This window comes from Citrobacter sp. VF227, from assembly GCF_052950715.1.
This window is the reverse complement of sequence record NZ_JBRFVF010000009.1, coordinates 74,867-89,090: the sequence shown is the minus strand read 5'-3', so window position 1 is coordinate 89,090 and position 14,224 is coordinate 74,867. Positions and strand designations below refer to the sequence as shown.

The following is a 14,224-nucleotide window of genomic DNA, read 5'->3' as shown; positions in this document are numbered from 1 at the left end:
TCACCAATTACTGCGCGGTCTTATCAAATTTACCCAGCATCTCGCGCTCGTAGGCCAGCGCCTTTTTGCGGTCAAATTTGTGCTCCCACTTGGCGATAACCAGCACCGCCAGCGCATTCCCAACTACGTTCAGCGCGGTACGCGCCATGTCGAGGATACGGTCAACACCGGCGATAAACGCCAGACCTTCCAGTGGGATCCCGACGCTGCCCAGCGTTGCCAGCAGTACCACAAAAGAGACGCCCGGCACGCCCGCAATCCCTTTCGACGTGACCATTAGCGTCAGTACTAATACGATTTCCTGCCACAGCGACAGGTCGATACCGTACAGCTGCGCAATGAAAATAGCGGCAATACTCTGGTACAGCGTTGAACCATCAAGGTTAAATGAGTAACCAGTTGGTACAACAAAGCTGGTGATTGAAGCTGGTGCGCCGTAGGCTTCCATCTTCTCGATAATACGCGGCAGTACGCTCTCGGAACTGGCGGTAGAGTAGGCCAGAATCAGCTCATCTTTCAGAATGCGGATCAGGATCCAGATGCTCAAACCACAAATACGCGCCACAATCCCCAACACCACCAGTGCGAAGAACAGAATGGCGAAATGCACTAACAGCACCAGCTTCGCCAGCGGCCACAGTGAGGCAAAACCAAAGTTCGCGACGGTCACAGCAATCAGCGCAAAAACACCGACTGGCGCATAGCGCATCACCATGTGGGTCACTTTAAACATGGTTTCGGAAATCGAGCGGAACACGGTCACCAGCGGCTCGCGGTGGGTTGCTGGTAGGGAAGACAAGCCTAAACCAAACAGCACCGAGAAGAAGATAATCGGCAACATATCGCCTTTCGCCATCGACGCAACGATGTTAGTCGGCACCAGCGACACAATCGTGCCCATCAAGCCATGCGCGTGGCTCTGCACTTCTGCGGTCGTATTTTGATATTTCGAAATATCCACGGTCGCCAGTTGCGACATATCAATCCCGGAACCCGGCTGGAACACATTCGCCAGCGTAATACCAAGAATAATCGCTACGGTGGTGATCACTTCGAAATAGAGAATGGTTTTGGCGCCAATACGGCCCAGTTGTTTTGCATCACCCACCCCGGCAATTCCAACCACCAGCGTGGAGATAACAATCGGCACGACAATCATTTTAATCAGATGGATAAAGATATCGCCCGCCGGTGACAGCAGGTTCACCACCAGCCATTCGCGGCTGTCACTATGGTAATGCAGGTAACTCCCTAGCAGAATGCCCAGCACCATAGCGATTAGAATCTGCCATGCCAGGCTGACTTTCAAATTTTTCATAACAACGGACTTCCTCGATGGAGCGCTATTCCACCTATAAAGAATGGGAATAGTACATACTGAAAGGGTATGATTTGTGTTGCGTTCGTTTATGGAGTTTTTTAACGCTTATACCCTAAATAATTCGAGTTGCAGGAAGGCGGCGACGCAGCGAATTCCCAGGAGCTTACGCCAGTAAGTGACTGGGGTGAGCGAGGAAAGCCAACACACCTGCAACTTGAAGTATGACGGGTATATTATCATTATCATCTGCATGGCATTCAGCGCAACCCTCTAAGAACAGGGACTTTAGCTGAATTTATGCATAAAAATGCAATTTTATCGCACTAATTATGAATAACTTTTTGTTATAAAAGAATTTTAATATGTTCAAAAATGAAGAAGTCATGGCATGAGTTTTTTTTGTCCGTTTGTTCGTTCGCCTGTTTTTTAAACAGGCCAAATGATACAAATCACAAAAAAAATAAAATTATTTTTGCCGATTCTGCAGTAATTTCGCCATATTAATCGAGTCAATCAGTTGCGCCCGGTTGACTCTCGGCGAGTTTAAATCGAGTACCTTTTGCCACTGCAAAATGGCCTGCGAATAGTCGGCCTGCATAAACGCATCTGAGGCTAGCAGCATCAGCGCTGTCACCTCAGCCGGGTCCAGCGCCAGAGCCTTATCAATCATTTCGCGAGTGGGCGGCGTCATATGTTGTCCGGCCTGGTAATACAATACCGTTGCCATCGCTGAATAAATCTCAGCATTTTCACCACCGACACGCAGCGCCTGCTCGTAGGCCAGCAGCGCATTATGATACGCGTTTTGCCAAAGATAATACTCGCCGAGTTGCGCCCATTTCACACTATCACGTGGATTGGCACGAATTTGCGATTGTAAGGAAAGCAGCTGTTTTTCCTGAACGTTTTCATCGGAGAACGCATGTAATGGATCTGCCAGTCGGGCCTGTTCCTGCCGTACCGCCTGCCATTTTGACGTCAACAGATAACCACCGATGCAGGCCACAACCATCACCACCACCACAGCAGTCAGCCGCTTCACGGGCATTGGTCGTAACGACGCTGTAGAATATACGGGTTGGCTCATGACACTTCGTCCTCTGCGCGCTGACGCCTTCTCACCCGCCAGACCACCCCCCCTACAAGTAACAGCAGCAGGCACGGCAACGCCCACAGCAGCAGCGTTTGCTCATTCAACGGCGGGTTATACCGCACGAAATCGCCGTAACGATCGGTCATCCACGTGGTTATCTCGGCTTCACTTTTCCCTTCCGCCACCATGCTGTAAACCTGATGGCGCATGCTGACCGCTACCGGCGCATTGGATTCCAGCAAGTTTTGGTTTTGGCACTGCGGGCAGCGCAGCTGACTGGCAATCGACAGCGCTTTCTCCTGCTGTTGTGGGTTGGCAAAAGTCCATGTGTCCACAACCTGGGCATGCGTAGCGAAAGTGATAAAAAACAGAACGATAAAACCGCAGATATTACGCATCACGTTTCCTCCCTCGCCATCCACTCAGCAGCGCGCCAAAGACCATTAATAGCCCTCCGCCCCAAATCCAACGTACGCCGGTCTGCACGTACAAGCGCATGGCATAACGGTCCGGTCCTGTTTTTTCGCCCATCACCGCGTACCAGTCATGTAACAGATTCCAGCGGATCCCCGGCTCCATCATCTGTTGACGGCGCGCGGCATAGAAGCGCCTTTCAGGCTGCAGGCTGCCAATGCGTTTTTCATCCTGCCACAGCGTGATCTGCGCTTTTTCACTGGTGTAGTTACCTTTTGCTTCCAGGTCCAGACGCTCAAAACGGAAAATGTAGCCTGCCAGTTCCACCTGCTGCCCCGGGCTCAGGTTCAGGCTTATCTCCTGACGACTCCCGCTGGAAAAGACAATCCCGACGGCAAACACCAAAACCCCGGCATGCGCCAGCAGCGCCGGAAGCTGAGCACGTACAGGTACTTTGCGACTTCTGAACGTTGCCATCACGATAACCAGCAGCATCAGCAGCCCAAAGGGTAGCGTCGCACGATTAAAGTACGGTGCGCCCACAGAGAGCCGTCCCCAACCGAACAGTCCGTAAATCATCGGGTAGAGCGTGCCAATCAGCACAATCATCAGCACCGCGCAAAAAAGCAGTAGCGCAACCAGAATCAGCATCTCGCGCGACCAGCCGCCAAAATGCGCACGTTGACGAATATTCTGCCCGCGCCAGGCATACAGCCCGAGCGACGCCAGGCTCAATACGGTAAACAGCGCAAACAGCGGCGCGGCGCGGACGTTATCCAGCGCGAAGGCATGTACTGAAACGAGAATGCCGGAACGCACAATCAACGTCCCCAGCAGCGATAAAATCAGCGTGACAATCGCCAGCAGCAGCGACCAATGGCGGAAGATCCCGCGCTGGCGCGTGATGTATAAGCTATGCAGCAGCGCGCTGGCGGAAAGCCAGGGCAATAAGGAAGCGTTTTCTACCGGGTCCCAGAACCACCAGCCCCCCCAGCCCAGCTCGCAGTACGCCCACCAGGAGCCGAGAATAATCCCCAGCGTCAGAGCGCACCAACCGGGCAGCGCCCAGCGCCAGCACACCCAGGCGCTTTGTGCATTAAAGTCACCGCGCAGCAGCGAAGCCAGCGCCACGCCTGCCGCCACCATTAAACCACCATAACCCAGGTACAGCAGCGGCGGATGGAGGATTAACCCGAGATGTTGCAACATCGGATTAAGGTCACGCCCTTCAATAGCTGGCGGGAAGATGCGCACAAACGGATCGGACCATACCACCACAAACAACAGCAGCAGGGCCGTTATCATTGAGAGGACGCTGAGCGTCAGCGGAAACAGCGCATCGGTGTCACGTCGATAGCAAAAAGCGAACAGCGCGCTCCAGCCGGAAAGAAACAGCACCCACAGCAGCAGCGACCCTTCATGCCCGCCCCACACCGCGGCCAGTTTTAACCCCCACGGCAGCAGACTGTAGCTATGCTGCGCAACATAGACTACCGAAAAGTCACTGGTCAGAAAGCAGAATACCAGAATGGCAAAGGCCAGCATCAGCAGCGAAAATTGCGTCCACACGCCCACACTTGCCAGGCGCATCAGGCCTTGCCAGCGCTGGCGGACACCCACCAACACGGCAAGCGGGGTCAATACGTTGACCCCGAGGCTTAATAACAGTGCCAGAAAACCGGCTTCAGGAAGGAGAACGTCCAGAAATCACCTTACGCAACGGTTAGCTGACCCGCATAGAGAATAAAAAAGCGCAGCAGCAGTACGCCGGTCAGGCTGGCGCCGCATACTGCCAGCACGCCATGAAACGTCGAACTGCGATTGGCCCAGGGTTTTAGCAGCATCGGCAGTATCAACCCAAGCCCGGCCACGCCCAGCCAGAACCACCAGGTCCAGAATCCGCCGCCCAGTGCCGCCGCCAGCGCGCGCATTTTGCCGTCATCGCCCAGCGCCAGGCCGACGAAGAACGCCGCCAGCAGGAAGATCTCCAGCCATACCACCGGGACTTCCATGCGATGCACAAAGTGCGCTTCAGTACTGTGCGGATTGCTACGATGACGTAACGCCATGGCGATCAGCGCCACCGCCGCGCCGGAGGAGATCCCGGAAAACAGGAACAGCACCGGCAGGATCGGATTATTCAGGAACGGGTAGGATTTCAGCGCCGACAGCAGGAACCCGGTATACGCCCCGAGCAGGACCGCCAGTACCAGCATCAGCGTCTCAAGCGCGCGATGGAACGGCGTGATTAGTGTCAGGAGTTTTGACACAATCGTCAGTCGCGGCACGAACCGCTGCTGCAGTGCAATCACCTCTTTTTCAAAGATTTTTGCCAGCCACAGCACTAACACCACCATGTATAACTGAAACAGCATGACCCCCATCGACATCACCGAAGTGAAGCTGTAGTGGAACATCAGTTTCCAGAAAGTCCATGGGCGCGTCAGGTGGAACACCAGAATCAGCAAACCGAAGATAATCGCCCCGGGCCCTAACACCAGCGTGGTGCGCAACAGCGTGCTGTCTGAACCGCCCGCCTCCGGATGGAAACGACGTAGCAAAATTGCCAGCGTGACCAGTCCGGCGGAGATGCCTATCAGGAACAGATAGATGGCAATAGGCCAGTCCCACACCAGTGATTCGAAATGAAATGCAGAAGCGGATGTCATTGGCTCACCTCCCCAAATTTAAAGGGAACGCGGTAGACCTTCGGTTTTGTGCCCAACGTCAGCTTGTAACGGTAGGTAGTTTTCTGCTGCAACAAGCGGGAGATATCGCTGTTGGGATCGTCCAGATTACCAAACGTCAGCGCCTTCGTCGGACATGACTCAACGCAGGCGGGCTGTTTGCCCGCTTTCAGGTTGGTTTTCCGGCAGAAATCGCATTTATCCGCCGTTTTACTCACCGGATGGATAAAGCGCACGCGATAAGGACACGCGGCGATACAGTACTGGCAGCCAACGCAAAGATCCGGGTTCACATCCACAATGCCGTTGGCGGCATCGCGATACGATGCCCCCGTCGGGCAGACGTCAACGCAGGGAGCGTGATCGCAATGCTGGCACGAGTGACGGAAGAAGCGATACTTCACATCAGGAAATGTCCCTTGCGGCTCGCTGCGAATAATCGTCAGACGCGATACGCCTTCCGGCACGTTGTTTACTTCCCGACAAGCATCCATGCAGGCCGTACAGCCAATGCATAAAGACTCATCATGAACCATACCGTAACGTACGCCGTTGATGTTCAGCGTCTTCGCCACAACGCGTCCCGCCGTCCCGCTCACTGCCACCAGCGCGCCGACGCCGGTGATAAACTGGCGACGAGAGCAACTCATGGATGCTCCTTAAGCAACGGAACCGACGCCGGGTTAAAGTTCGGATTGTTACGCTGATCGCTGTGGCAATCGACGCAAATCTTGATCCGTCCTTTATCGCTTAGCGTCTGCATCGTGTCTTGCTTCGGATGCAGCGAGTGACAGCTGGCACACGCCACTTTGGTTACGTGGACATCGTGCGGCCAGAACGCTTTTTGCAACTGCTCAGGCAGGTGACAGGACATACAGACGCTGTTTTGCTGCTCCACGTTGTACATCGGCTCATTAAAACGCATCACATCCTTCACCCCTTCACGGTGGTTCGGTGACGGCTGGCCGTGACAGTTAGTGCAAGTGACCGGCAGTTTGTTATTCGGGTTGATAACGTCTGCATGCTTACCATGCATGCCTTCGGTATCGGGCTTATGACAATCCAGACAGGCGGCATCCGGATTACGCTGTTGGGTAACCGTCCAGCGTTGATCCGACTCCTGCGGCGTTGGCGTGGCTGTGATTCCACTCAGGCTCCAGAACAAGCCTGACGCCAGCACCCCAGCAGTTAATAACGAACGTAATACGCTCATATTCACTCCGTTGAGTTATCCGCCCCTTGCGGGGCGAAATGGGGTTATTGGCTTAACAGACCGTTTTTACGCGCCTGATCTTCCCACTGCGGAATCACCGTTTTGATGAAGTCCTGTTTCTCAGCATTGATTTGCTGCATATTCAGACCAATCGCTGCCTGGGCTTTCTCTTTAGTAGAGATATCCGGTAACGGGATTTCATGCGTGATGCCTTTAGTTGCCAGCAAACGGACCAGTTTGGTACGCGCATCGGCAGCTTTATCCATTGCGCTACCCAGCATCCGCAAACCTTCTTCCGGGGCGTGCATGTGAATACCGTGTGAGGCGATAGCCAGGTCCCAACGCCATTGCGCGTGACGGATATCTTCCAGAATCGGTTTCATTTCCGCTTCGGTCGCACCCGCATCCCATGCGGCTTTCGCTTCAAAGTGCGCACGAACAAGCTGGTCTTCAACTTTGATTTTCAGGTCATGAATGGCCTGTTTACGCTCGGCGACCACTTTTTGCAGGGACGCTTTGTCCTGGGTGTGGCAGTTCGCACAGGTCTGAGCGAAATTATCAAACGGATTACCAATCTTATGGTCGGTGTAAATCTTGCCTTCCGCGTTCTGCACTTTCGGCATGTGGCAGTCGATACAGGTCACATTGTTCTTGCCGTGAATGCCTGCGCTCCAGGTTTCATACTCCGGGTGCTGCGCTTTCAGCATTGGCGTTTTAGATAGGGAGTTGGTCCAGTCAGAGAAGGCGATGGTATCGTAGTATTTCTCCATGTTCTCGACTTTCATGCCGTCGTCCCACGGGAACTTAACGGCTTTGTTTTTACCGTCGAAGTAGTATTCCACGTGGCACTGGCCGCAGACCATGGATTGCTGATCGAAGCGACCGGCTTTCTCAAACGGTTTGCCGATTGCTTCCATCGCGCGTTCTGCATAAGGGCGCGACAGCGTCAGTTCTGGCTTGCCTTTGGCAAAGTCTGGTGACGCGGTGTTATGGCAATCGCCGCAGCCAAGATTGTTAACAATTTCAGGACCGCCGCGCGCCCATTTACCGTGGAAGTAGCCATCTTCACCGTCTTTCTGGATCAGACGCGCCACGTCCGGGCTTTTACAGCTCCAACAGGCCATCGGCAACGGACCATCTTCTGCCGTTTTGGGTGCGCCTGTACGTAAGGTTTCACGGACATCGGTCACGGCATACGCGTGTCCACGCGGTTTGTTGTAATCGCGCGAGAAGGGATATCCCGCCCACAGGATCACCAGACGCGGATCTTCTGCCAGCGCATCTTCACGGGCTGATTGCTCAGACGTGGCTTTCCAGGAGAGATATTGATCGGGATGCTGAGGCGCGAAGACTTCATTCTTCGCTTCAACGGTGACGTTTTTTGCGGGTACGGGGGTTTGTTCAGCGTGAACTGCAGAGATAAATAATAAAGGTACTAACAGGCTGAAGAAACGGCGTACGCGTGATTTTATCCTTGCCATAGGGGTCTCATCCAGATGACGCCATTATCTGCAATGGCGGTTCTTTTATTGTTTTCCATAACAGCAACCACACGAATACTGTCATGACATTGCTCCACCCTATTTGTAACAAGAAACCACACTGAAAATGTTGTCTTTAATCAATTGTAAGTGTATATAAAATACCACTTTAGAGTTAGTAACCCCCTCTGGTTGCACCCTCTTTTGTCTAATTCAGAGACAGATCACCTTTTCAACAATCCTTTAGATAACTACATGTTATCGCGAGATTTAGTCAATTTTTGCTAGTTCTCTTCAAAATTCAGTTTGTCGCTAATTTGCACAATTCGTTTATTGCGTGATCTGCCGCGCAAATACTAAACAAAACTCTCAAAGCCCCTACATTTAACGTTTATGAGACATATTATTAACATCCTACAAGGAGAACAAAAGCCATGAGCCAAATACATAAACACGCTATTCCCGCAAACATTGCGGATCGTTGCCTGATAAATCCGGAGCAGTACGCAGAGAAATACCAGCAATCCGTTAACGAGCCCGACACATTTTGGGGCGAACAGGGAAAAATTATTGATTGGATCAAGCCATACAGCCAGGTGAAGAACACTTCCTTTGCACCCGGCAACGTGTCGATTAAATGGTACGAAGACGGCACCCTGAATCTGGCCGCAAACTGCCTTGACCGCCATCTGCAGGAAAACGGCGATCGTACCGCCATCATCTGGGAAGGCGATGATGCTACCCAGAGTAAAAACATTACCTATCGCGAACTGCATCGCGATGTCTGCCGTTTTGCTAATACATTGCTGGATTTAGGCATTAAAAAAGGCGATGTGGTGGCGATCTATATGCCAATGGTTCCGGAAGCTGCGGTAGCCATGCTGGCTTGCGCCCGTATTGGCGCAGTGCATTCGGTCATCTTCGGCGGGTTCTCGCCGGAAGCCGTCGCTGGACGTATCATCGATTCCAATTCGCGCCTGGTGATCACCGCCGATGAAGGCGTGCGCGCTGGACGCAGCATCCCGCTGAAAAAGAACGTCGATGATGCGCTGAAAAACCCGAACGTGAAGACCGTGGAGCATGTGGTCGTCCTCAAACGTACCGGTGGAAAAACGGAATGGCAGGAAGGCCGTGACCTGTGGTGGTCCGATCTTATTGAAAAAGCCAGCCCGGACCATCAGCCAGAAGAAATGAACGCGGAAGATCCGCTGTTTATCCTGTATACCTCCGGTTCAACCGGCAAGCCGAAAGGCGTGCTGCATACCACCGGCGGATATCTGGTCTACGCCGCCACCACCTTTAAGTATGTATTTGACTACCATCAGGGCGATATCTACTGGTGTACCGCGGACGTGGGTTGGGTAACCGGGCACAGCTATTTGTTGTACGGTCCGCTGGCCTGCGGCGCAACCACGCTGATGTTCGAAGGCGTACCAAACTGGCCAACCCCGGCGCGTATGTCGCAGGTTGTGGACAAGCACCAGGTCAATATTCTGTATACCGCACCGACCGCCATCCGCGCCCTGATGGCCGAAGGCGATAAAGCAATTGAAGGTACTGACCGTTCATCGCTGCGTATCCTGGGTTCCGTTGGCGAGCCGATCAACCCGGAAGCATGGGAGTGGTACTGGAAGAAGATCGGCAACGAAAAATGTCCGGTCGTTGATACCTGGTGGCAGACCGAAACCGGGGGATTCATGATCACCCCACTGCCAGGCGCTACCGAGCTGAAAGCCGGTTCCGCCACCCGTCCATTCTTTGGCGTACAGCCTGCAATTGTCGATAACGAAGGTAACCCGCTGGAAGGCGCGACCGAAGGCAACCTGGTGATTACCGACTCATGGCCGGGTCAGGCGAGAACGCTGTTTGGCGATCACGAACGCTTTGAGCAAACCTACTTCTCTACCTTCAAAAATATGTACTTCAGCGGCGACGGCGCGCGTCGTGACGAAGACGGCTATTACTGGATCACCGGACGTGTGGACGATGTGCTAAACGTCTCCGGTCACCGTCTGGGAACGGCTGAAATCGAATCGGCGCTGGTGGCACATCCGAAGATTGCCGAGGCCGCAGTGGTCGGTATCCCACATAATATTAAAGGCCAGGCGATCTACGCCTACATCACGCTGAATCACGGCGAAGAGCCGTCACCTGAGCTGTACGCCGAAGTTCGCAACTGGGTACGTAAAGAAATTGGCCCGCTGGCAACCCCAGACGTACTGCACTGGACCGACTCACTGCCGAAAACCCGCTCAGGCAAAATCATGCGCCGTATTTTGCGAAAAATCGCGGCGGGCGATACCAGCAATCTGGGCGATACCTCAACCCTCGCCGATCCTGGCGTGGTAGAGAAACTGCTCGAAGAGAAGCAGGCCATCGCAATGCCATCATAACGATAACCATGAAATGCCCGATGGCGCGCTGCTTATCGGGCCTACAAATCCTATCCCTACCCCTCCCCTGACCGGGAGGGAAATATAAAAACCCTCCCCCAAAGGATTTCGTGTTTCAGGAAGGCGACCAGCAAGCATATCCCCAGGAGCATAGATGACTATGTGGCTGGGGTAGGCAAGTGCGGCCAACGAACCTGTAGCACGAAAGACGCAGGGGGACCTCTGGAGATTCTGTGATGAATGACCAAATTTATCAGCGGATAGAAGACAGTGCGCATTTCAGGGAATTAGTTGAAAAACGGCAACGGTTTGCCACCATTCTGTCCATCATCATGCTGGCAGTTTATATCAGCTTTATTTTACTGATTGCCTTTGCGCCTGGCTGGCTGGGTACACCGCTCCACGCGGGAACCAGCGTCACCCGGGGTATTCCGATTGGGGTCGGAGTGATCCTTATCTCCTTCATCCTGACCGGGATCTATATCTGGCGGGCAAACAGTGAATTCGATCGCCTGAACAATGCGGTTCTGCACGAGGTTAAAGCATCATGAAGAGAGTCCTGACGGCGCTTGCCGCCACGCTGCCCTTCGCTGCAAACGCGGCGGATGCTATTAGCGGTGCAGTTCAACGCCAGCCAACCAACTGGCAGGCGATTGTCATGTTCCTGATTTTCGTCATCTTTACGCTCGGTATCACCTACTGGGCGTCTAAGCGGGTACGTTCACGTAATGACTACTACACCGCCGGTGGTAACATCACCGGTTTCCAGAACGGGCTGGCGATTGCGGGCGACTATATGTCGGCGGCATCGTTTCTCGGGATTTCCGCGCTGGTGTTTACCTCTGGGTATGACGGGCTGATCTACTCGCTCGGCTTCCTGGTCGGCTGGCCAATTATCCTGTTCCTGATTGCGGAGCGTTTGCGTAACCTCGGTCGTTACACCTTTGCAGACGTTGCTTCTTATCGTCTGAAGCAGGGGCCAATCCGTATTCTGTCGGCCTGCGGTTCCCTGGTGGTGGTCGCACTGTATTTGATCGCCCAGATGGTTGGCGCAGGTAAGCTGATTGAGTTGCTGTTTGGTCTGAACTATCACATCGCCGTCGTACTGGTTGGTGTGCTGATGATGATGTATGTGCTGTTCGGCGGCATGCTGGCAACCACGTGGGTACAGATCATTAAAGCTGTTCTGCTGCTGTTCGGCGCCAGCTTCATGGCCTTTATGGTGATGAAGCACGTTGGCTTCAGCTTCAATAACCTGTTCACCGAAGCGATGGCGGTACACCCGAAAGGCTCCGCGATTATGAGTCCTGGCGGATTGGTTAAAGATCCAATATCCGCCTTGTCGTTAGGTCTCGGTCTGATGTTTGGTACGGCAGGTTTACCGCACATACTGATGCGTTTCTTCACGGTCAGCGATGCCCGTGAAGCGCGTAAGAGCGTGTTCTATGCCACCGGCTTTATGGGTTATTTCTACATCCTGACCTTTATCATCGGCTTTGGCGCGATCATGCTGGTAGGTGCTAACCCAGAGTACAAAGATGCTGCAGGCGCATTGATCGGTGGTAACAACATGGCTGCGGTTCACCTGGCGAATGCGGTGGGCGGTAACCTGTTCCTCGGCTTCATCTCTGCAGTGGCGTTTGCCACCATCCTGGCGGTGGTTGCCGGCCTGACCCTGGCGGGCGCTTCGGCTGTTTCTCACGACCTGTACGCCAACGTATTCCGCAAAGGCGCAACCGAGCGTGAAGAACTGAAGGTGTCAAAAATTACCGTACTGGTGCTGGGCGTGATAGCCATCCTGCTCGGCGTGCTGTTTGAGAATCAGAATATCGCCTTTATGGTAGGCCTGGCGTTCGCCATCGCGGCAAGCTGCAACTTCCCGATCATCCTGCTTTCCATGTACTGGTCAAAACTGACCACCCGTGGCGCCATGGTCGGCGGCTGGTTAGGTCTGCTGACGGCTGTGGTGCTGATGATTCTCGGCCCAACCATTTGGGTCCAAATCCTCGGTCACGAAAAAGCTATTTTCCCGTATGAATATCCGGCGCTGTTCTCCATCAGCGTAGCGTTCCTCGGGATCTGGTTCTTCTCTGCTACCGATAACTCAGAAGAAGGCAACCGCGAACGCGAGCAGTTCCGTGCTCAGTTCATCCGTTCCCAGACCGGGTACGGCGTAGAACAAGGTCGCGCACACTAGTCCCACCTCCTCTTCCCCGGTTATTTTGACCGGGGAAGAATTTCTGTCAATTATGTGGGATTCTCATCCGTTATAAAGCGGCGAGCAGGAACAGCGATAAGCAACAGGAAAACAATCGCACACACAATATTTAGCCACTGCCAGCCCTTCCAGAAAGCCAGCAACCCGGCTCCCCAGTGAATAATCGCAATGATCACTGGAAATGGCATCAACTCCCGATACCGTTTTGTGATGACTAAAAAACCACAGTAATAGCTTAAAATAATCCCCAGCCAATTGATAAAAATAGCGAAGTTGCTAAAAGGATTCGCAACTAAAAACCATGTTGTAAATAATGAAATAACGGTAATCAATACAAAATAAAGAAAAAACTTCAACCGTCCCAGAACACCTTTTCTCCAGCCCAGAAATAAATCATTGAGTATATTCACTTGATATCCTTATTCTCTGTTTCTCACGTAATATATTGTTTTTATCCAGCGGTAAAACTGCGCACCAGGCGGAGTTTTCCATCAATCAATTCAAAATCATATATCGACGCACCATCACAATACTCTGAAAGGCCAGGCAGTTGTGCATTCGCCTCGGTACCCTGAGAAAGTCTTAAAATACCCTCTTCAAATTCCCCGTCGGCAACCGTATCGCAGGTTCCTTCCACCGTGTGACGCTGACCGTTTTCTTCATAATAAAATTGGCCGTCTTCATCAGCGGGATAATATTTTCGCTGCTGCTCCTGAGCAGATAGCGCATTAATTCTGTGTTCTTTTATCGTCAACGTGTCAGGGTTAACATCAAGGTCGTTCAGCCTCTGCAACCCCTCAATAATCTGCAATGCATGTTTATCAAACTCCGCTTCGGTAAGCGGTTCCGTCTCGATATCTTGTGATTCATCGTAGGGAATAAAATCTAAAAGGCTGCCCGGCAATGGGAATACAAAATACGTTTTCAACGCCGCAACGTTTTTCTCACGCAACGCCTGCTGGAACTGCTGAAACTGAAGCAGCGCGCTCTTCTTCTGTTCAGGTGTGGTAAGAGTGCCAGCAGCTTTCACGTCATCAAGGATGAGCAGAACAGGGGTAAAGTGGCGACCAATCTGGGCGTACATCGTTTTCCCGCTCAGGATGACCTCTTTTCCTAAAAGGGGAGCCAGATCGGCATAATCAATATGACGTTTGCCAGCAAGAATAAGCTGTACTTCCGGCACGACATCATTTTCAGGTGCAAAATCACACTCAAACGGCTGATCGAGCTTTAAATAGTCATAAGTTACCGCTTCGTCACCATCCTTGATGCTTTCGTAGTTTGGGGGGCCGGGAAAAGTCTGTTGGATTAATGTCCCTTGCAGGGTCACCTGTTGGTCTTCATCGGGGCAATATGCCAATGCGATATGACTAAACAGGCCGACCAGTAGCCACATATATTTCA

At 52.8% G+C, this 14,224-nt stretch carries 12 protein-coding genes and 1 pseudogene; 3 read left to right on the top strand and 10 right to left on the bottom strand.

Annotation, left to right across the window (positions count from 1 at the left end; all coding sequences use genetic code 11):
* Positions 1 to 7 precede the first annotated feature (7 nt).
* The 8 genes and pseudogenes from gltP to nrfA all read right to left on the bottom strand — a co-directional run bounded on the left by gltP (position 8) and on the right by nrfA (position 8,209).
* The gene (gltP, locus tag ACU8YC_RS20955; protein WP_187253972.1) at positions 8 to 1,318 is read right to left on the bottom strand and encodes a glutamate/aspartate:proton symporter GltP; all 1,311 of its coding nucleotides are present in this window, start codon (positions 1,316 to 1,318) and stop codon (positions 8 to 10) included.
* Positions 1,319 to 1,787: 469 nt separating this feature from the next.
* On the bottom strand, positions 1,788 to 2,408 hold the full coding sequence (gene nrfG / locus ACU8YC_RS20950) for a heme lyase NrfEFG subunit NrfG (protein WP_151224613.1): 621 nt from the start codon (positions 2,406 to 2,408) through the stop codon (positions 1,788 to 1,790).
* Positions 2,405 to 2,779 (bottom strand): annotated as a pseudogene (nrfF, locus tag ACU8YC_RS20945) (heme lyase NrfEFG subunit NrfF); the annotation flags it as partial. The gene nrfG and the pseudogene nrfF, both read right to left, overlap by 4 nt.
* 25 nt (positions 2,780 to 2,804) lie before the next feature.
* A complete protein-coding gene (locus ACU8YC_RS20940; RefSeq protein WP_420869121.1) occupies positions 2,805 to 4,532 on the bottom strand; it encodes a heme lyase CcmF/NrfE family subunit in 1,728 nt (575 codons plus the stop codon).
* An 8-nt stretch (positions 4,533 to 4,540) separates the two neighbouring features.
* Positions 4,541 to 5,497, bottom strand: a complete 957-nt coding sequence (nrfD, locus tag ACU8YC_RS20935) for a cytochrome c nitrite reductase subunit NrfD (RefSeq protein WP_151218050.1) — start codon at positions 5,495 to 5,497, stop codon at positions 4,541 to 4,543.
* Positions 5,494 to 6,165, bottom strand: a complete 672-nt coding sequence (gene nrfC / locus ACU8YC_RS20930; protein ID WP_446895699.1) for a cytochrome c nitrite reductase Fe-S protein — start codon at positions 6,163 to 6,165, stop codon at positions 5,494 to 5,496. Before nrfC ends, nrfD begins: the two co-directional genes overlap by 4 nt.
* Entirely contained in the window at positions 6,162 to 6,728 is a 567-nt protein-coding gene (nrfB, locus tag ACU8YC_RS20925; RefSeq protein WP_151218052.1) for a cytochrome c nitrite reductase pentaheme subunit, read from the bottom strand. Before nrfB ends, nrfC begins: the two co-directional genes overlap by 4 nt.
* A gap of 44 nt (positions 6,729 to 6,772) precedes the next feature.
* Positions 6,773 to 8,209 (bottom strand): ammonia-forming nitrite reductase cytochrome c552 subunit, encoded by a 1,437-nt coding sequence (gene nrfA / locus ACU8YC_RS20920; RefSeq protein WP_151218053.1) that lies wholly within the window; start codon positions 8,207 to 8,209, stop codon positions 6,773 to 6,775.
* 434 nt (positions 8,210 to 8,643) lie between these two features.
* Between nrfA and acs the strand changes: the two genes are divergently transcribed.
* The 3 genes from acs (at position 8,644) to actP (ending at position 12,799) form a co-directional block, all read left to right on the top strand.
* Entirely contained in the window at positions 8,644 to 10,602 is a 1,959-nt protein-coding gene (gene acs / locus ACU8YC_RS20915; protein WP_151218054.1) for an acetate--CoA ligase, read from the top strand.
* 236 nt (positions 10,603 to 10,838) lie between these two features.
* Positions 10,839 to 11,153 (top strand): DUF485 domain-containing protein, encoded by a 315-nt coding sequence (locus tag ACU8YC_RS20910; protein ID WP_151218055.1) that lies wholly within the window; start codon positions 10,839 to 10,841, stop codon positions 11,151 to 11,153.
* Complete coding sequence (actP, locus tag ACU8YC_RS20905; protein WP_151218056.1) at positions 11,150 to 12,799, top strand: cation/acetate symporter ActP; 1,650 nt, start codon at positions 11,150 to 11,152, stop codon at positions 12,797 to 12,799. Before ACU8YC_RS20910 ends, actP begins: the two co-directional genes overlap by 4 nt.
* 50 nt (positions 12,800 to 12,849) lie before the next feature.
* On the opposite strand, the gene ACU8YC_RS20900 is transcribed toward actP, so the two are convergent.
* On the bottom strand, positions 12,850 to 13,230 hold the full coding sequence (locus ACU8YC_RS20900) for a hypothetical protein (protein ID WP_151218057.1): 381 nt from the start codon (positions 13,228 to 13,230) through the stop codon (positions 12,850 to 12,852).
* Positions 13,231 to 13,271: 41 nt separating this feature from the next.
* The gene (locus tag ACU8YC_RS20895) at positions 13,272 to 14,216 is read right to left on the bottom strand and encodes a DUF4431 domain-containing protein (RefSeq protein WP_446895707.1); all 945 of its coding nucleotides are present in this window, start codon (positions 14,214 to 14,216) and stop codon (positions 13,272 to 13,274) included.
* Positions 14,217 to 14,224 lie beyond the last annotated feature (8 nt).

Bases quoted from the DNA above. Each gene is read 5' to 3' on its own strand.
- gltP (WP_187253972.1), bottom strand. From the start codon at position 1,318: ATGAAAAATTTGAAAGTCAGCCTGGCATGGCAGATTCTAATCGCTATG.
- acs (WP_151218054.1), top strand. From the start codon at position 8,644: ATGAGCCAAATACATAAACACGCTATTCCCGCAAACATTGCGGATCGT.
- ACU8YC_RS20910 (WP_151218055.1), top strand. From the start codon at position 10,839: ATGAATGACCAAATTTATCAGCGGATAGAAGACAGTGCGCATTTCAGG.
- nrfA (WP_151218053.1), bottom strand. From the start codon at position 8,209: ATGGCAAGGATAAAATCACGCGTACGCCGTTTCTTCAGCCTGTTAGTA.
- ACU8YC_RS20895 (WP_446895707.1), bottom strand. From the start codon at position 14,216: ATGTGGCTACTGGTCGGCCTGTTTAGTCATATCGCATTGGCATATTGC.
- nrfC (WP_446895699.1), bottom strand. From the start codon at position 6,165: ATGAGTTGCTCTCGTCGCCAGTTTATCACCGGCGTCGGCGCGCTGGTG.
- nrfG (WP_151224613.1), bottom strand. From the start codon at position 2,408: ATGAGCCAACCCGTATATTCTACAGCGTCGTTACGACCAATGCCCGTG.
- actP (WP_151218056.1), top strand. From the start codon at position 11,150: ATGAAGAGAGTCCTGACGGCGCTTGCCGCCACGCTGCCCTTCGCTGCA.
- nrfB (WP_151218052.1), bottom strand. From the start codon at position 6,728: ATGAGCGTATTACGTTCGTTATTAACTGCTGGGGTGCTGGCGTCAGGC.
- nrfD (WP_151218050.1), bottom strand. From the start codon at position 5,497: ATGACATCCGCTTCTGCATTTCATTTCGAATCACTGGTGTGGGACTGG.